Here is an 18,062-nt window from a genome sequence, read left to right on the forward strand (position 1 = left end):
ATCAGAGGACAGCGCAATTGGAAGGAGGGATGGTATGATACTGCTGGTAAAACCGGAGGCCGCAGACAACGGCTTCAGCCTGGATATGGCTCTTAAGACGGAGCCGCTGGAACTGGAGTATATAAAAGCCATGCTGAAGGAATATAATGTGGAAAGCATGATCTATGAAGCCTCCTTCGACAGGCGCAGCTTTGATGAAATTTTTAATGAATACACCCCCGACGCGGTGGCCGTCACCGGCTATATCACGCAGGAAAAATTAATGCTCTCCTACGCCCGGCGTGCGAAGGCGCTGCGCCCCGGCTGCGTCACCATCATCGGCGGCTCCCATGCCCAGCTGAACCCGGAGCGTTTCTTCGATCCCGCCGTGTCCTACATATGCCGTTCCGACAATATCTATGCGGTTGCGGAGGCACTGAAGGCGGAGGGGCTCATTCCGCCGGAAAATGGTTTTTATCCGCCGGAGCTGTCTGTGATTGACGGACTTTGTTATCCGGAGAATGGGGGCTGGCACAAAAATCCCATGAAACCGTTTGATTTAAACAAACTCCCAATCCCCGACCGAAGTGCCTTTTCCACCTATCAGGACCACTACCGCTACTTAGACGTCTCCCCTGTAGCCCTTTTAAAGACCTCATCTTCCTGTCCCTACCACTGTGCCTTCTGCTATGGCCGGGAGCTCAACTGCGGCACCTACTGCCAGCGGGACTTGGAAAAGATCATCGAGGAGCTGGAGACCATCCCCTGCGGCAATATCCAGATCGCCGATGACGACTTCCTGTACGATGTTCCGAGGCTGAAAGAATTTATGCGGCTGCTCCGGGAGCGGAATATCAAGAAGACCTTTATCTGCTACGGACGCTCGGATTTTATCGCCGTTCATGAGGACTTGATCCGGGAACTGGCGGAGGCCGGCTTCCGTTACATCATGGTCGGCCTGGAGGCGGTTTCCGACAGCTTTCTGGACTCCTATCAGAAGCATTCCTCCCAGTCTCTCAACATTAAGACCATCCGGATGCTTCAAAAATACAGCATTCATCTGGTGGGGCTCTTCATCATCGACAGCCGTTTCAAGAAAGAGGATTTCCGGAATATGCGGCGTTTTATCCACACGCACCGGATTACCTATACGGGAGTCTCCATTTTCACGCCCATACCGGGCACGGCGCTGTTTAACGAATACCGGGACAGACTGACCACGGAGAACTGTGAAAAATGGGACTTCATGCATCTGGTGGTCAAACCGGAATGCATGAGCCGCTTCCATTTTTATTTTGAATACTATCTTCTCGTTATGGATTTGTTCCGAATTGCGCAGAAAGCCGGGATATACAGCTTTCTGCGATTAGAAGACTATAAGAATATTTTTCTGAAGCTGCTCTTTACAGACAGCTTTAAGCACCGGACACGCCGGTAGACGGCAGTTTTTTATTCTGGCCTGCCAGCAGAAACCGGCAGATGATCAGCGTTACAAATTCCGTCACAGGCATGACGGACCAGATTCCGGTAACGCCGAAAGCGACCGGCAGAAGGAACACGAGAATTCCGTTTATCACCATCCCCCTCATCATGCAGATGAACAGGGAGTATCCCGGCTTCATCACGGACTGGAAATAGGTGCCGTACAGGATATTAAAGCCCATGGCGAAGAATGACAGGAAATAGATCCGCACGGCCGGAACCGACATGGCCAGGATCTCCGCCGTCGGCTTCACGAAGGCCGCGGTCACCAGGGCCGGCAGAAGAAGGCCGATTCCCGTAAACAGAATGCCCGATATGGTCACTGCCATCTCTCCCATATGGCGCGTCTCTTTTAATCTGGACTTTCTGCCTGCACCGTAATTGGTGGCGAGTATCGGCTGTACGGCCTGGGAGATGCCGTTGCTGATGGATGCCACGATCAGCGCGCTGTTGGAGATAATTCCGTACACGACCACCCCCAAATCGCCCACGTAGACAAGGAGCTGGCGGTTGAATAAAAAGGTCACCACGCCGTTGCACATCTCCAGCAGGAAGCTGGCAAATCCGTTGACCACGACCTCCCACGCCTTCTTCCACTCGGGGCGGGCCACCACCTTCAGCGTGTTGTCCGGGGAGGAAAGATGGGTCAGCAGGATTCCAACCGTCAGGAGGGAACCGATCACCGAGGCGATCGCTGCCCCGGCCATTCCCATTTTCATTGGAAATATAAAAATATAATCCAGTACCACATTGGTCACACCGCCGGACACGACCGCCACCATGGATACCTTCGGCGCCCTGTCGTTCCTGACAAATGCCTGTAAAAAGGCCGAAAACAGGAAGACCGGAGCGCCCGTAACCAGAACGCGGCCGTACTCGTCGACATAATTGCCCATGGTATCATTTCTGCCCAGAAATTCCGTCACAGGCTTAAAAAGCAGGTGACCGCCTGCAATGTAAAAGACCGCAAAGGCCACGGCCAGCCAGAGTGCCACCGTAAAATACTCCTTTGCCGCCTGCTCGTCCCGGCGTCCCTTCGAGATTGAGAGGAGAACGCCGCCTCCGACGCCGAAGAGCATGCCCGTTCCAAAGAACAGGCTGAATAAGGGAAGCAGCAGGTTTAAGGCCGCGATTCCCACAGGCCCCACGCCCCGGCCGATCATCAGCGTATCGGCCAAAATATAAATAGAAGTAACCAGTGTAGCACTGATGGACGGCATCAGATACTTGATAAACAGCTTTTGTACCGGCTCTTCCAAGAGATTTAGTTTCTGCACAATATTCCTCCTTCTGTTTAAATCCTTTATCAGTTTACCATTTTTTCTTTAAATAACAAGCTACTTTATAATAATTCTGTAAAATTGCCCTACTTTACATTGTTTCTGTTACCAAAATATGGTAAAGTAGAATTAGCTCTAATAACAATCTTTCAAAACGATAGGAGGAATTACGTATTATGAAAAAGAGAGCATTAGCAGTAACACTGGCGGTCATGATGGCTGCATCCTTAAGCGCATGCGGTTCTTCGAATTCCGGTTCGGGCAGCACGACAGCCGCTCCCGCTGAGACGACGACTGCCGCTGAAGCCAAAGCGACAGAGGCCGAGACGACAGCCGATACCGCAGTAAAATCGGAAACTTCCGATGGTTATGAACTGGCTCTTGTTACCGACCTCGGTACTATCGACGACAAATCCTTCAACCAGGGCGCATGGGAAGGCATGAAGAAATACGCGGAAGAAAACGGTATTTCCTACAAGTACTACCAGCCTCAGGAAGGAACGACGGACTCTTATTTAGAGACCATCGGTCTGGCAATTGAAGGCGGTGCAAAACTGGTCGTATGCCCTGGATTCTTATTTGAAGAGCCTGTTTATCTGGCACAGGACCAGTACAAGGACGTACATTTCATTCTTCTGGATGGCGAGCCTCACAGCGGCGACTACTCGGAATACAGAACCGAAGCCAATGTGATGCCGATTCTGTTCCAGGAAGATGAGCCTGGTTTCCTCGCAGGCTATGCGGCAGTAAAAGACGGCTATACCAAGCTGGGATTCTTAGGCGGTATGGCAGTTCCGGCCGTAATCCGTTACGGCTACGGCTTTGCAGAAGGCGCTGACTACGCGGCCAATGAGATGGGCGTGGACGGCATCGAGATTATGTACAACTACACAGGCGCATTTGCCGCGACACCGGAAGCGCAGTCCATGGCTGCATCCTGGTATCAGAACGGCACGGAAGTCATCTTCGGATGCGGCGGCGCAGTTGGAAACTCCGTTATGGCGGCAGCAGAAGAAAAGAGCGCCAAGGTAATCGGCGTTGACGTTGACCAGAGTTACGAATCCGACACCGTGGTCACCTCCGCTATGAAACAGCTTTCCGTATCTGTTTACGACGGCGTAAGAGATTTCTATGCAGGCAGCTTCCCGGGCGGCAAGACCAGTATCTTCTCCGCGAAGAACGACGGCATCGGCCTTCCGATGGAGACCTCCAAGTTTACGAAATTCACACAGGCAGATTACGACGCGGTCTATGCCCAGTTAAAGGATGGCAAGATCACTCTCGTACAGCCGTCTGAAGACAACAACGATCCGACCAAGGACTTAAAGCTTGAAAAGACAACTATCAACTTCGTAGAATAATCGAGTCTACATAAGAAAGGAGATGTCGTTTGATTCCCCAGTCACAACTGAAGACGGGTATCTTACGGCATCTCCTTTTTTGCACTGCAAGGGGGTTCTCATGGATGATTATATTATCGAGATGCTGAATATTACGAAGGAATTTCCCGGCATCATCGCCAACGACAACATCACTCTGCAGCTGAAAAAGGGTGAGATTCACGCCCTTCTCGGCGAAAACGGCGCAGGGAAATCGACGCTCATGAGCGTGCTGTTCGGCCTCTATCAGCCGGAAGCGGGCGTCATTAAAGTCAGAGGAAAAGAAGAAAAGATTACCGGGCCGCTGGATGCCAACGCGCTGGGCATCGGCATGGTACATCAGCATTTCAAACTGGTACATAATTTTACGGTTCTCCAGAATATCGTCCTCGGCATGGAGACCACGAAACACGGCTTTTTGAAAATGGACGACGCACGGAAAAAAATCATGGATTTGAGTGAGAAATACCAGCTCACCATCGATCCCGACGCGCTCATCTCCGACATCACGGTCGGCATGCAGCAGAGAGTCGAGATTCTGAAGATGCTTTACCGCGACAATGAGATCATGATCTTCGATGAGCCCACGGCCGTCTTAACGCCTCAGGAAATCGACGAACTGATGCAGATCATGAGGGATCTGGTGAAGGAGGGGAAATCCATCCTCTTTATCACGCATAAGCTTAACGAAATCAAGGCGGTTGCCGACCGGTGCACGGTCCTGCGCCGTGGAAAATATATCGGAACCGTAGAGGTAAAGGACACCACGCCGGAAGAAATGTCCGAGATGATGGTAGGCCGCAAGGTGAATCTGACCGTGGAAAAAGGCCCCGCCACCCCCAAGGACGTGGTGCTGGAGGTAAAGAATCTGTCCGTCAAGGCCACCAAAGAGGGCCACACGAAGAATCTGGTAAGCAATGTCACCTTCCAGGTCCGGAAGGGTGAGATCGTCTGTGTCGCCGGTATCGACGGAAACGGCCAGACAGAGCTGATCCACGCCATCACCGGACTGGCCGAGATGAGTGAGGGAACCGTCCTGTTAAACGGCGAGGATGTGACGAAAAAGAGCATCCGCTATAAAAACACCCACGGTCTCTCCCATATCCCGGAGGACCGCCACAAACACGGACTTGTGCTTGACTATAATCTGGGCTACAACCTGGTGCTCCAGCAGTACTTTGAGAAGGACTTCCAGAAGTATTCCTTCTTAAAGAATGACAGCATCTACGACTATTCGGATAAGCTGATTGAAAATTACGACATCCGAAGCAGTGAGGGGGCTTACACCAGCGCCAGAAGCATGTCCGGCGGCAACCAGCAGAAGGCGATCGTGGCCAGAGAGGTTTCCAGAGATCACGACATTCTGCTGGCCGTACAGCCCACGAGAGGTCTCGACGTGGGCGCCATTGAATATATCCACAGGGAGTTAATCAAGCAGCGTGACGCGGGAGCCGCGATTCTGCTGGTATCGCTGGAGCTGGACGAGGTCATGAACTTAAGCGACAGGATTCTCGTCATGTTTGAGGGCTCCATTGTGGCTGATTTAGATCCCAAGAAGGTTACAGTACAGGAATTAGGCCTTTACATGGCCGGTTCGAAGAAAGAAGGTGGCAACTCATGAAACAGAAACAACCGCGGGATTACAATGGCATCCTGTCTTCCATCTTTGCCATCGTGCTGGGACTGATCGTCGGCCTGATCATCCTGTTTCTCTGTAATCCGTCCCAGGCACTGCCGGGGTTTGCAACCATCCTGACGGGTGCATTTACTCACGGGGCCAAGGGCATCGGACAGGTATTCTACTATGCGACCCCCATCATTTTAACCGGTCTCTCCGTTGGTTTCGCCTTTAAGACGGGACTCTTCAACATCGGGACGCCGGGCCAGTTCATCATGGGCGGCTTCGGAGCCGTCTACGTAGGGATCCTGTGGACCTCCCTGGGGCCGGCGCACTGGCTTGTGGCGCTGCTGGCCAGCGTCGTCACGGGCGCCGTGTGGGGACTCGTTCCCGGCCTCTTAAAGGCATACTATAACGTCAATGAGGTTATCGCCTCCATCATGATGAACTACATCGGCATGTATCTCGTCAACTGGACCGTAAAGAGCAGCAAGCCCCTGTTTAACAATCTGAGAAATGAATCGAGAAACGTGGCGGCTACCGCAAATATCCCGAAGATGGGACTGGATAAGATTTTCCCCGGCTCCAGCGTCAACGGAGGCATCATCATCGCCATTATCGTCGTTATCCTGATTTACCTGCTGTTAAACAAGACTACCTTCGGTTATGAGCTGAAGGCGGTTGGCTTCAACCGCGATGCCAGCAAGTACGCCGGCATCAATGAGAAGAAAAGCATCATCATGTCCATGATGATCGCTGGCGCCATCGCCGGACTGGCCGGCGGCCTCCTCTATCTGGCCGGAACCGGAAAGCACATCGAGATCAAGGATGTTCTGGCTTCCGAAGGCTTTACCGGTATCTCCGTCGCCCTGCTGGGCTTAAGCAATCCGATCGGGGTACTGTTCTCCGGCATCTTTATCGCTTACTTAACGGCGGGCGGATTTTATCTGCAGCTGTTTGAATTTTCAACGGAAATCATTGATATCATTGTCGCGGTTATCATCTACTTCAGCGCCTTTGCCCTCATGGTAAAGATGCTGATCGGAAAGGTGCAGAAGGCGCGCCATGAAAAAGAAGAGGCACAGACGAAAGGGGGAGGAGACGCATGAGTGTTATTTATTTTATCTTTCAGCAGACCATGTATTTCATGATTCCTCTTATGATCGTGGCTCTGGGCGCCATGTTCTCGGAACGGAGCGGTATCATCAATATCGCGCTGGAAGGAATCATGACCATGGGCGCATTTACCGGGATCCTGTTTATCCATTTCACGGGAGGCACCATGAGCGGCCAGATGCAGCTGATTCTGGCAGTCTTAATCTCCATGGCGACGGGCATGTTCTTCTCCCTGTTCCATGGATACGCCTCCATCAATATGAAGGCGAACCAGGTTATCAGCGGTACCGCCTTAAACATGTTCGCCCCCGCGTTCGCCATCTTCGTGGCCCGCGTCATTCAGGGCGTACAGCAGGTACAGTTTACCAATACCTTCCGGATCACCTCGGTTCCCATACTCGGCAGAATACCGTTTATCGGACCACTGCTGTTCCAGAACGCCTACATTACCACCTACATCGGTATCGCAATCTTCGTGCTCTCCACCGTCGTGCTCTACAAGACGCGGTTTGGACTGCGCCTGCGCTCCTGCGGCGAGCATCCCCAGGCGGCCGACGCGGCGGGCATCAACGTCTACCATATGCAGTACGCGGGCGTCCTGATCTCAGGAGCTCTCGGAGGCTTAGGCGGACTGGTATTCGTCGTTCCGACCTCCACCAACTTTAACGCCGATGTCGCCGGATACGGCTTCCTGGCTTTGGCCGTCCTGATCTTCGGCCAGTGGAAACCGGTGAAAATCATGCTGGCCTCCCTGTTCTTCGGACTGATGAAGGCAGTGGCCGCCGCCTACTCCGGAATTCCGTTCTTAAGCAGCCTCGGAATACCCAGCTATTTTTACAAGATGGTGCCGTATATCATCACATTGATCGTGCTGGTATTCACATCGAAGAACTCCCAGGCTCCGAAGGCGGAGGGCGTGCCTTACGACAAGGGACAGAGATAAACGGATTATACAGAAATCAAAGAAGTCCTCCCAGCCATGGCGCTTTCAGACGCAGCCGTGGCTGGGAGGACTTCTTCCTTTGTCCATACCGGAATCATTGTGCTCCCCCGTTGCACCCTTTTCTTTCTCTGTGGTATAATACACGAAGGAGGAATTTATCATGACACCATTAAAGGAACTTTTACAGCAGGCGGATCAATTGAAAACCAGCCGCCATCAGGATATAACCATTACGGAAGACACCATAAAAGAGCTTCACAGAACAGTACTGACAGGCGGCGGCACGACACCAGCGGATTCCTACCGTACCGGTATGTCGGCCATTGATGATTATGGATACCAGCCGCCACATCCGGAGGACGTCCCGAGGCTGACCGGCCATTTAGCCGATCAGATCCGTTCGTCGAAATCCTCGCTCCATCCCATTGAGCTGGCGGCTATGGCCGGCAAACGGCTGATCGATATTCAGCCCTTTACCAGCGCCAATGAAGAGACCGCGTTTCTTCTCATGAACCGGATACTGGTTTCCGAGGGCTACCGCCCCATCACCATCGGTACCGAACGCCGGGAAGCGTATCAGCAGGCGCTCACCATTTCCAGAAAAGAGTACGACATGGAGCCATTCTCCCGCCTGATTGCCGAGTGTATACTGGACGAGGGGAAGAAGTTCGATTCACAGCCCCTCTGATAAAGCAGACCAAATCACCATTCTATGATCTATAAACTGGCACCGTTGCCTGCGATCACGTCCCGATACCACCAGAACGACTTCTTGCGGTACCGCTTCAGGCTTCCGGTGCCGTCATCATTCCGGTCCACGTAGATGTAGCCGTACCGTTTTCTCATCTCGGCCGTGGAGGCGCTCACCAGGTCGATACAGCCCCAGGAGGTATAGCCCATGATCTCCACGCCGTCGCATATGGCTTCGCGCACCTGGATCAGATGCTGCCGCAGGTAGTCGATCCGGTAGTCGTCGAGCACCGTCTTTTCCCCATTTTCCAGAGTCACCAGCTGATCCTCGGCGCCGATGCCGTTTTCCACGATAAACAGCGGAAGCTGATACCTGTCATAGAGGCGGTTCAGCGTGTAGCGAAGCCCCTTGGGATCGATCTGCCAGCCCCAGGCGGTGGCCTTTAAATACGGATTCTTATATCCCTTTGACAAGTTGCCGCCGGTCGGCTCGCCCAGCTCTGTATGCGTGGTTGCGCAGACGCTGGAATAGTAGCTGAAGGAGATGAAATCCACTGTGTTTTTCAGGATTTTCTGATCCTCCGGCTCCATACGGATCTCAATTCCATGAGCCTTAAAATAGTTTAAGAGATACTTCGGATACGTTCCGCGGGCGTGAATATCTGCGAACAGGAGCGTTTCCCTGTCTTTTTCCATGGTCGCAATGATATCGTCCGGATCGGGAGTCAGGGGATAGACCGTAATTCCCAGAATCATACAGCCGATCTTCGCACCGGGCATCAGCTCATGGCCCAGCTTTACAGCCATGGCGCTGGCTACCAGCTCGTGGTGCATGGCCTGGTACAAATCCTGTTCCGTCAGCTGTTCCGCCGGCGTCTTAATGCCCCCGCTCATAAACGGGGCGTGAAGTAGGGAATTGATCTCGTTAAAGGTCAGCCAGTACTTCACCTTATCCTTATATCTGGTGAAAATGGTGCGGCAGTACCGTTCGAAAAATCCGATCAGCTTCCGGCTTCTCCAGCCGTCGTACTTTTCCGCCAGCCCCAGCGGAGTCTCATAATGGGATATGGTAACCAGCGGTTCTATCCCGTATTTTAAGCATTCGTCAAACAGGCGGTCATAAAATTCCAGCCCTTTCTCATTGGGCGTCTCCTCGTCTCCCTCCGGAAAGATTCTCGACCAGGCGATGGAGGTTCGGAACACCTTGAATCCCATCTCTGCAAAGAGACGGATGTCTTCTTCGTAGCTGTGATAGAAATCGATCGCTTCCAGCTTCAGATTATCTGCGGTGGGACCCTCCGTCCGCTCTCCCCGCAGGCCGTGGGGAAGAACATCCTGGACAGAAAGACCTTTCCCGTCTTCGTTATACGCTCCCTCACACTGATTGGCGGAAACCGCGCCGCCCCATAAAAAGTTTTCCGGAAATGTCATCATTCGTCCCTCCATCAATGCAGCCTCAAAAGCGGTTCTCCCGTCTTCACATGGCCTTCAGCCGCCGCGTCGACAAAACTGTAGTTAAAATGATTGGATATGATGACAGGTGTGATCACATCGTATCCTTCTGCTTTTATCGCTTCTAAATCAAATTCCAGAATGCAGTCTCCAACTTTTACCGTGTCGCCGGACTTCATTTTTACATGAAAATGTTTTCCCTTTAAATTTACCGTGTCCAGGCCCACGTGGATCAGAATCTCCGCCCCGTCCTCCGACACAAGCCCCATGGCGTGGCCGGTTTCAAAGATCGTGGCAATGGTTCCGTTCACCGGAGATACCACGCGCCCCTCCGACGGCTGTATCGCAATGCCTTTTCCCAGAATGCCTTCCGCAAATGTGGGATCATTGACTCTTTCCAGAGATACGGCCTCGCCGGTAAGCGGAGCAGCAACCAAAACCGTCTTCGTATTTGAGGAAGCCTGAGGCTGGTCTTTGGCACTCGTTTTGCCGTCCTCGTCCTGCGGATCCTTATACAGTACATAAGAAATGATGAACGCAATCACGACACTGACCGCCGCGCCTGCACAGGCAAAGTAAAAGCTGGTGAGTGTGTCGCCGCCTAAATAGCTGGGCAGTGTCAAAAATCCCGGGGAACCGCCTGAATAGTTCTTAACATTTAAGATTCCCATCAGAAAGCCGCCCACACCGCCGCCGATCATGGCTGCGTACAGCGGTGTCTTGAAGCGGATGTTGATACCGTAAAGTGCAGGCTCTGTAATTCCGCAGACTGCCGTGATTCCGGCCGAGGAGGCCAGCTGCTTGATCTCAGATTTTTTGCTCTTGAATGCTACCGCCAGAGCCGCGCCGCCCTGCGCCACATTGGAGCCAAGCATACCCGGATAGATCAGGGTATCGTAGCCCATGGTCATACGGTTGTTGATGCCGATAGGGATCAGTCCGTAATGGGTTCCTGTCATGACTAAAAGCGGTGTAAATGCACCTACCAGGGCCGGTACCAGCCAGCTGCAGTAATTGTTTAAGCTGTGTACGCCGGAGGCGATTAAGTTGCTGATAATGGTCCCGATCGGTCCGATGACCACCAGGCCCACGATTCCCGTCACGATGGCTGTGATCAGAGGCTTTGTAAAGAATTTCACAGGTTTCGGAGAAATCCGGTCTGCGATCGGCTCTACATAGGACATGAACCATACGATCAGGATAATCGGAAGTACGGAGGATGAATATCCCGCATTGGTGATTGGAAGCAGGAAGATTCGGATCGCTTCCCCGCTCTCCTTCGAGGCCGCCACCATATTGATAAAATCCGGATGGAGCAGCATACCGCCCAGCATCATCGCCAGGTAAGGATTGCATTTGAACTTTTTAGCCGCGGAATTTGCCAGCAGAATCGGCAGGAAATAGAACGCCGCGTCCGCCATAAAATTCAGGGTCTGGTAGGTGGTGCCCGTCTTGTCCACGAGGCTGAACGCCGTTAAAAGCGCCAGGATCGCCTTGATCATACCGGCCGCGGTGATGGCCGGAAGAATCGGTGTGAAAATGCCGGAAAGTGTGTCCACCATCCGCGCTACGATCTTCCTGTCGTCCTTCTTTTCTTTCCCTGATCCGCTCTCGTCTTCCGCCGTGTGCTCGCACATCTCCGTCAGCGGCTTGTATACGCTGGCCACGTCGCTGCCGATTACGACCTGATACTGGCCGCCTTTGCTGATGACGCCCATGACGCCGTTCACTTTCTTTAAGGCCTCCGTCTGCGCCTTTCCCTCGTCCTTTAAATTAAAACGGAGTCTGGTGGCACAGTGGGTAAGCCCGGAGATATTTTCTTCTCCGCCGATTTTTATAAGGATTTCTTCTGCAAGTTTTTTATAATCCATTTACTCGGTCCCCTCTTTTCTTTTGATGGACTCATCGTAACACATCATACCCATTTCTTCACTACGGAAAACGGGAAATGGTTCGCCGTTTCAAAAATCATCAAAAAAACCGCTGTTTTTTTGAAACAGCGGTTCAAAACAGATTCTTATCGTGCCTTTCATCAAGAGTTTCCCCCGTCCTCCGGCGGTTCCTTCAGATTCCAGTAGTCCACACCGATCCGGAGCGTCTCATGGCAAACCATCTCGAGAGAGGACTTCACATGCTTTTCATACGTCTGGGCCAGGAGCATGGAAAAGAAGATATCCAGGACATAGGTGGTGGCCGTAAAGGAGGTGATCACCTTTAAGCTGAGCAGGGAGTCCCTGGAGGGGATTTCCACGATCTCGTGGCACCATTTGCGGATCTCCTCGTTGTGACGGCCTACGATTCCCACGACGTACGTCTCCGTCGTCTCCTTCAAATACCGGGCGGTTTCGATCATGTTCTTGTTGGCCCCGGTAAATGTGATAACGAAGGACACCGTTTTCTTCTTTTTTCCCGCGGACAGATAATGAGCGTTGACGCTCTCGTACGCCGCGCACTCCATTCCGAGAGTGGCAAACTTAAACGCCGCCGACTGAGCCAGGATATAGCTGATCCCGCTGCCATAGATATCGATCCGGTCCGCCGCCTTTATCCGGTTGCAGATGCGGATCATGACGTTTCTGTCCATGCACAGCTCCGTGTCGGTGATGGCCTTGTCGTACAGCTTCGGCAGCGTGTGGATGATATCCGGAAACGTGCTCTTCTCCGTGATCGGCTCCTTGCTCAGGAGCTGATTGACCCTTATGTTCTGCACCATCTCCGAGACCAGCTTTAATTTCAGCTCCTGATAGCCCTCCACCTCCAGCTTTTTGCACAGCCGGACCACCGTGGCCTTGCTGGTATAGGATACCCTGGCCAGTTCCTCGGTGGACATCTGCTGGATTTCCTCCACGTGGTCCAGGATGTACCGCGCCACCGCCTGCTCCTGGTGGGTAAAGTCCTCCATGCGTTTTAATTTTTCAAGAATCATCCGATCACTCCCTCCGAAAGTAAAGAGAAAAGGCCGGCCGCCCCGGATCTGTATTCTTATCCGGAGACGGTCGGCCCGGCTCAGTCACAAGGAATCCACGTTAAAAACGGAATTTATCCTCAAAGTAGTTCTTCAGTTCGGTGATCGGAACTCTCACCTGCTCCATGGTATCGCGGTCACGAACCGTAACTGCATGATCTTCCTCGGAATCGAAGTCGTACGTTACACAGAACGGAGTTCCGATCTCATCCTGTCTTCTGTAACGCTTGCCGATGTTGCCTCTGTCGTCGAATTCACAGTTGTAATACTTGGAAAGCTCGGAGTAAACCTTCTCTGCACCCTCGTTCAGCTTCTTGGAAAGCGGAAGCACACCGATCTTCACCGGCGCAATAGCCGGGTGGAAATGGAGAACGGTACGCACATCGCCCTCGCCGATCTCTTCCTCATCGTACGCTGAACATAAGAATGCCAGTGTCACACGGTCGGCGCCGAGAGACGGCTCGATTACGTATGGAATATATTTTTCTTTCTTCTCATCATCAAAATAGGACATATCCTGGCCGGATGTGTTCTGATGCTGCGTCAAGTCGTAATCCGTTCTGTCCGCAACACCCCAAAGCTCGCCCCAGCCAAATGGGAACAGGAACTCGATGTCCGTGGTAGCCTTGCTGTAGAAGCAGAGCTCTTCCGGAGCGTGGTCACGGGCGCGCATCTCGTCTTCCTTCATGCCCAGCGCCTTCAGCCAGTCGATACAGAACTGTTTCCAGTAGGAGAACCACTCTAAGTCGGTGCCCGGCTCACAGAAGAATTCCAGCTCCATCTGCTCAAACTCTCTGGTACGGAAGGTAAAGTTGCCCGGCGTAATCTCGTTACGGAAGGATTTACCGACCTGTCCGATGCCGAACGGAATTTTCTTTCTGGAGGTTCTCTGAACGTTCTTAAAGTTTACAAAGATTCCCTGTGCTGTCTCAGGTCTTAAGTATACTGTATTCTTAGCGTCTTCCGTAACGCCCTGGAAGGTCTTAAACATTAAGTTGAACTGGCGGATGTCAGTGAAATCATGCTTTCCGCAGCTGGGGCAGCAGATATTGTTGTCATCGATGTACTTTTTCATCTCTTCCTGAGACCAGGCATCTACAGAGCCTTCGATCGTGATGCCGTGCTCGGCCATGTAATCCTCAATCAGCTTATCTGCGCGGAAACGCTCCTTGCAGGCCTTGCAGTCCATTAAAGGATCGGAGAAGCCGCCTAAATGGCCGGATGCCACCCAGGTCTGTGAGTTCATTAAGATCGCACAGTCCACGCCCACGTTGTACGGGCTTTCCTGGACAAATTTCTGCCACCATGCCTTCTTTACATTGTTCTTCAGCTCCACACCTAAGTTGCCGTAATCCCAGGTATTCGCAAGGCCGCCGTAAATCTCAGAACCCGGATAAACGAATCCTCTCGATTTTGCCAGCGCTACAATTTTTTCCATTGTCTTTTCCATGTCCTCAAACCTCTCTTCTTTTATTCCATCCAATCCGGATTCTTTATTTGAATATGATGTAATTCTTTCCTTCGGAGATCTCTGCGATGAAGCTGCTGTTTAATTTTACTCCGTCGGAGGTGTACATAATCTTTCCTTCTGTCTGAAGCTTTATCGGTCCGCCGTCCACGGCTACGACGTGGTAATCGGTCTTCTTTGCGATCTCATCCGTAGATGCCGTCTTGCCGTCCGCCGTCTTAACAAAGATCGTTCCGGCCGCCCCCGCTTCTTCCAGGGCCTGAGCCACGGGAATGATATCGATGGAGTTCACCTGGTTGGCTGTGTCCTCATAAAGGGCCGTAAACTGGGCTAAGTCGCTTCCTGTCGCATAATCAAAGATCATGCTGGCAGTGCCTTCCTTTAAACTGCATGTCTGTAAGGTAACCGCTCCCTCTCCGTGTTCCGCGTTATACGCCGCCACGTTTTCTTCAAGGAAGTTCTTCCATTCCTCTTCATTATAATAATCCTGGTTGTCATACGTCTCAACGGTAGCCGTCGAAAATGTTCCCGCATCCGTCACGAAAATGCCGCTGCTCTTAGGCTCAAAGGTACTTGTTCCCCCTCTTCCGGCACATCCGGCGAGTATCCCCGCTGTGATGAGAACCGCCAGGACCGCTTTCATTTTTTTCATTCATCATCCTCCTGCATTTGGCGCATATGAAAGCATTATACCAAATGCATTCCGTCATTTCAATAGTTTATAGTCAAGAAACCTCCCAATAACCATTCCTGTTAGAGCCAATCCTTCGGATCTGTCCCTGATTGTTTAATAATTTCATTAAACTTTGTACCTGCTTTCTGGACAGATTTAATTTTTCCATAATTTCACCCTGTGTGATACTGGGATTTGCTTTTATCAATGACAGTATTTTTTCTTTTCGCTCCTCCATTTTTTGAATCTTCATTTTTTCGGCTCCTTTTTCGGCTCCTTTTTCGGCTCCTTTTTCGGCTCCTTCATAATTAAGATTCTTCAACGTCAGAATAAAATTTTCTTTATCTGAATAAAATTGGGGACTCAGCCTATCCGTATATAAATATTGAGACTGATATACACTTTGGATTTTCTTAAATCCACTTCCTCTTCTTTCCATATACTTCAAACGGTTAAAAATATCTGCAATAACCGGATTTCTGCGCTTTGATGGAATTTTATTAATATCCCGCTCCTGTATAAACGAACCATCGCACATTCCACCCGGCGAGTAAATTTCCAGCCGGTCATCAAAAATATCAATGTGTACTTCACTCCCCAAATCCAAATACTGGCGATGAATCAATGCGTTTACCAGTCCCTCCAAAACACTTCTTCTTGGATAGTCCGGCAGTTCAATTCTCTCTTCCCCAGTCTTTTTCCATTTCACTTTTGAATTAGTCCTTACAAAGTCCAGCCCATTTTCCAGGAGCACCACCAGACTTCCTGTAAATTCCTTATCATCCAGCGCATCCATAGTTCCTGCCGCTTTATCCACTCCGTTCCATCTCGTACAGAATAAGCGAGAGTGTCTGATCGGGGATTCATCCGCCAGCAATGCCCCGGCATTTGTCAATTTTCCATCCTCCGAAACAATGCCAAAAGAAATAAAATCGTCCTCGTCAAAGTTTTCTCCAGTTCTTTGTTTATAGGCCGCCTTCAGTTTAGTAAACGAATAATTTTCAAATTCGTATCGTGAAATGCTGCTGTCATAAGTAGAATCAATTCCCCGTAATATCAGTTCCTTAAGACCCCTGGCATCAACCGGTATACTCTCATTTCCCACCCGCTGATACGCAGTGCGGGTCCCTTCACTCACATAATAATAAGGAGTCTCCAGTCCTCTGCTGATTTCCAGAATGATAATTTCTTTATTGTCTACAGTTTGAATAACCAGATCAAACTTGGGGATTGGGTCTATCCTGCTTTTTATCATAAACATTTGTCTCACCTATCAGTTCTTTTATATTCACCCGCATTCCCCTTTTCTTTTTAAAGAAAAGGCACAGCCGAGTCCCTCCGCCATACCTTTCCAATAGATCAGACAGCACTTTTCACAGAGGCCGCCGCCCCGTCATCGCCTCCAGAATTTCCAGGGAATGAAATTCCCGGTCGATAAAGCGCTTCTTATTAATCTCCACGCACCGCCCAAATTCCTGGGAGACGGCGTCGGTCAGCGCAAAGGTATAGAGATGCTCGATCGGCGACAGCACGACGAATTCCCATGCGTAATTGGCCGAGTCGCTGACCTCTCTGGGGGGCTTCTCCGTGTACTCCCCGTTGATGGCCATGGCCTTCAGTTCGTACACGCGCCGGACCAGCTCATTGGGAACCGCCGGCTTTAAAAGGGCCCTCACCGACTGGTATAGCAGTTTCAGCATGGCCGTACCGTCCATATTCTCCCTTGTGTAGTAGTCCGTAAACTCCAGGAAATAGGAGCCGTAGCACGTTCCCTCCACGTCCGTGGAAAGCTCATCAAAGTAATTGGAGATTTCCGCCGACTGCAGGGAATAGGCATCCCGCCCTTCATATAACGTAAACTGCCCGAAGGCAAAGGGACGGCCGCAGGCCATGAGCATGCTGCCCGGCCTTCTGGCGCCCCTGGCAAACGCCGTGATTTTACCGCGCTCCTTCGTAAGGATCACCAGACGTTTGTCCATCTCCCCGGACGGAACGGCCTTTAACACCATCCCTGTAAGCCTGACAGCCTCTCTCACTTCGATCACCCGTTTCTAAATTTCTTTTTCATTGTATCCGTAGTTTTTCATATACAGTTCGCTGTCACGCCATTCCTTCCGGACCTTGACCCAGATCTGTAAGTTCACCTGGGTGTCCATCAGATCCTCGATCTCCCGGCGCGCCGCGCTGCCGATTCTCTTTAACATGGCGCCGCCCTTGCCTATAATGATTCCCTTGTGGGAGTCGCGCTCACAGATAATCGTGGCCTCGATGTCCATCATGCCGTTTTTCCGCTCTGTCATCTTCTCGATGGTGACGGCAATTCCGTGGGGAATCTCGTCACTCAGCAGCCGCAGCGCTTTTTCACGGATCAGCTCCGCAGCGATCTGGCGCATGGGCTGGTCCGTAACGGTGTCCTCATCGTAGTACTGAGGTCCGCAGGGCAGATATTTGTAGATCAAATCCAGCATCAGATCCGTGTTTTTATCCTTCAGCGCCGATACCGGAACGATCTCCGCAAAGCTGCATACATCCTTGTAGGCGGAGATAAATTCCAGAATCTCGTCCTGATTCTTTATGGTGTCGATCTTGTTGATAACCAGGATCACCGGTGTCTTCACGTTCTGAAGCTGCTCCGCGATATGACGCTCTCCAGCTCCGATAAACGTGGTCGGCTCCACCAGCCACAGCACCACGTCCACTTCCTTCAGGGTATGCTCCGCCACACTCACCATATACTCGCCAAGCTTGTTCTTGGCCTTGTGGATCCCCGGAGTGTCCAGAAAGATGATTTGTCCCCTCTCGTCCGTAAAGACGGTCTGAATGCGGTTTCTGGTGGTCTGGGGCTTATCTGATGTGATGGCGATCTTCTGGCCGATCAGATGGTTCATCAGCGTAGATTTTCCCACATTGGGGCGTCCGATCATTGTTACAAAACCCGATTTATATTGATTGTCCATTCGTTCTCCTTCGTAGTCGATGTCAGTTTTCATTCTTTTGCAACAGTTCAGACGGCTCAT

General features: G+C 51.5%; 15 protein-coding genes. 6 read left to right on the forward strand and 9 right to left on the reverse strand.

The features are described 5' to 3' along the window. The first annotated feature begins 34 nt into the window (after positions 1–34). Complete coding sequence (locus H8S80_RS14540; protein WP_117631904.1) at positions 35–1,417, forward strand: B12-binding domain-containing radical SAM protein; 1,383 nt, start codon at positions 35–37, stop codon at positions 1,415–1,417. Here the strand turns inward: H8S80_RS14540 and H8S80_RS14545 are convergent. Then, positions 1,395–2,738 carry an MATE family efflux transporter gene (locus H8S80_RS14545; protein WP_117631902.1) on the reverse strand — a complete coding sequence of 448 codons (1,344 nt, stop codon included), beginning with the start codon at positions 2,736–2,738 and terminating at the stop codon, positions 1,395–1,397. The two genes, H8S80_RS14540 and H8S80_RS14545, sit on opposite strands and share 23 nt — an antisense overlap. 179 nt (positions 2,739–2,917) lie before the next feature. Between H8S80_RS14545 and H8S80_RS14550 the strand changes: the two genes are divergently transcribed. From H8S80_RS14550 to H8S80_RS14570, 5 genes are all read left to right on the forward strand, one after another. Continuing rightward, a complete protein-coding gene (locus tag H8S80_RS14550) occupies positions 2,918–4,102 on the forward strand; it encodes a BMP family lipoprotein (RefSeq protein ID WP_002602513.1) in 1,185 nt (394 codons plus the stop codon). A 100-nt stretch (positions 4,103–4,202) separates the two neighbouring features. Then, on the forward strand, positions 4,203–5,741 hold the full coding sequence (locus H8S80_RS14555; RefSeq protein WP_002602512.1) for an ABC transporter ATP-binding protein: 1,539 nt from the start codon (positions 4,203–4,205) through the stop codon (positions 5,739–5,741). Further along, positions 5,738–6,847, forward strand: coding sequence for an ABC transporter permease (locus H8S80_RS14560; RefSeq protein ID WP_025531635.1), 1,110 nt, complete (start codon positions 5,738–5,740; stop codon positions 6,845–6,847). The genes H8S80_RS14555 and H8S80_RS14560 overlap by 4 nt, the downstream gene beginning before the upstream one ends. Beyond that, positions 6,844–7,797: an ABC transporter permease gene (locus H8S80_RS14565; protein WP_029466867.1), complete on the forward strand. Its 954-nt coding sequence runs from the start codon at positions 6,844–6,846 to the stop codon at positions 7,795–7,797. The genes H8S80_RS14560 and H8S80_RS14565 overlap by 4 nt, the downstream gene beginning before the upstream one ends. A gap of 160 nt (positions 7,798–7,957) precedes the next feature. Further along, on the forward strand, positions 7,958–8,485 hold the full coding sequence (locus tag H8S80_RS14570; RefSeq protein WP_117631900.1) for a Fic family protein: 528 nt from the start codon (positions 7,958–7,960) through the stop codon (positions 8,483–8,485). Between the two features lie 29 nt (positions 8,486–8,514). On the opposite strand, the gene H8S80_RS14575 is transcribed toward H8S80_RS14570, so the two are convergent. The 8 genes from H8S80_RS14575 to era all read right to left on the reverse strand — a co-directional run bounded on the left by H8S80_RS14575 (position 8,515) and on the right by era (position 18,002). After that, the gene (locus H8S80_RS14575; RefSeq protein ID WP_117631898.1) at positions 8,515–9,921 is read right to left on the reverse strand and encodes a glycoside hydrolase family 1 protein; all 1,407 of its coding nucleotides are present in this window, start codon (positions 9,919–9,921) and stop codon (positions 8,515–8,517) included. 11 nt (positions 9,922–9,932) lie between these two features. Next, a complete protein-coding gene (locus tag H8S80_RS14580; protein ID WP_117631896.1) occupies positions 9,933–11,810 on the reverse strand; it encodes a beta-glucoside-specific PTS transporter subunit IIABC in 1,878 nt (625 codons plus the stop codon). A gap of 161 nt (positions 11,811–11,971) precedes the next feature. Further along, positions 11,972–12,865: a MurR/RpiR family transcriptional regulator gene (locus H8S80_RS14585; protein WP_002602506.1), complete on the reverse strand. Its 894-nt coding sequence runs from the start codon at positions 12,863–12,865 to the stop codon at positions 11,972–11,974. A 100-nt stretch (positions 12,866–12,965) separates the two neighbouring features. Beyond that, positions 12,966–14,354 (reverse strand): glycine--tRNA ligase, encoded by a 1,389-nt coding sequence (locus tag H8S80_RS14590; protein ID WP_002602505.1) that lies wholly within the window; start codon positions 14,352–14,354, stop codon positions 12,966–12,968. A gap of 43 nt (positions 14,355–14,397) precedes the next feature. Then, positions 14,398–15,024 carry a hypothetical protein gene (locus H8S80_RS14595; RefSeq protein WP_002602504.1) on the reverse strand — a complete coding sequence of 209 codons (627 nt, stop codon included), beginning with the start codon at positions 15,022–15,024 and terminating at the stop codon, positions 14,398–14,400. Between the two features lie 73 nt (positions 15,025–15,097). After that, entirely contained in the window at positions 15,098–15,862 is a 765-nt protein-coding gene (locus H8S80_RS34275; RefSeq protein ID WP_243010358.1) for an ATP-binding protein, read from the reverse strand. Between the two features lie 556 nt (positions 15,863–16,418). Then, entirely contained in the window at positions 16,419–17,081 is a 663-nt protein-coding gene (recO, locus tag H8S80_RS14605; RefSeq protein WP_029466872.1) for a DNA repair protein RecO, read from the reverse strand. 15 nt (positions 17,082–17,096) lie between these two features. Further along, positions 17,097–18,002 carry a GTPase Era gene (gene era / locus H8S80_RS14610; protein WP_117631892.1) on the reverse strand — a complete coding sequence of 302 codons (906 nt, stop codon included), beginning with the start codon at positions 18,000–18,002 and terminating at the stop codon, positions 17,097–17,099. Between the last annotated feature and the right edge of the window lie 60 nt (positions 18,003–18,062).

The sequence above is a fragment of the Hungatella sp. L36 genome, from assembly GCF_014288035.1.

Coding starts and splice junctions, on each gene's coding strand:
- H8S80_RS14540 (WP_117631904.1), top strand. CDS start 35: ATGATACTGCTGGTAAAACCGGAGGCCGCAGACAACGGCTTCAGCCTG.
- H8S80_RS14550 (WP_002602513.1), top strand. CDS start 2,918: ATGAAAAAGAGAGCATTAGCAGTAACACTGGCGGTCATGATGGCTGCA.
- H8S80_RS14555 (WP_002602512.1), top strand. CDS start 4,203: ATGGATGATTATATTATCGAGATGCTGAATATTACGAAGGAATTTCCC.
- H8S80_RS14560 (WP_025531635.1), top strand. CDS start 5,738: ATGAAACAGAAACAACCGCGGGATTACAATGGCATCCTGTCTTCCATC.
- H8S80_RS14565 (WP_029466867.1), top strand. CDS start 6,844: ATGAGTGTTATTTATTTTATCTTTCAGCAGACCATGTATTTCATGATT.
- H8S80_RS14570 (WP_117631900.1), top strand. CDS start 7,958: ATGACACCATTAAAGGAACTTTTACAGCAGGCGGATCAATTGAAAACC.
- H8S80_RS14575 (WP_117631898.1), bottom strand. CDS start 9,921: ATGATGACATTTCCGGAAAACTTTTTATGGGGCGGCGCGGTTTCCGCC.
- H8S80_RS14580 (WP_117631896.1), bottom strand. CDS start 11,810: ATGGATTATAAAAAACTTGCAGAAGAAATCCTTATAAAAATCGGCGGA.
- H8S80_RS14585 (WP_002602506.1), bottom strand. CDS start 12,865: ATGATTCTTGAAAAATTAAAACGCATGGAGGACTTTACCCACCAGGAG.
- H8S80_RS14590 (WP_002602505.1), bottom strand. CDS start 14,354: ATGGAAAAGACAATGGAAAAAATTGTAGCGCTGGCAAAATCGAGAGGA.
- H8S80_RS14595 (WP_002602504.1), bottom strand. CDS start 15,024: ATGAAAAAAATGAAAGCGGTCCTGGCGGTTCTCATCACAGCGGGGATA.
- era (WP_117631892.1), bottom strand. CDS start 18,002: ATGGACAATCAATATAAATCGGGTTTTGTAACAATGATCGGACGCCCC.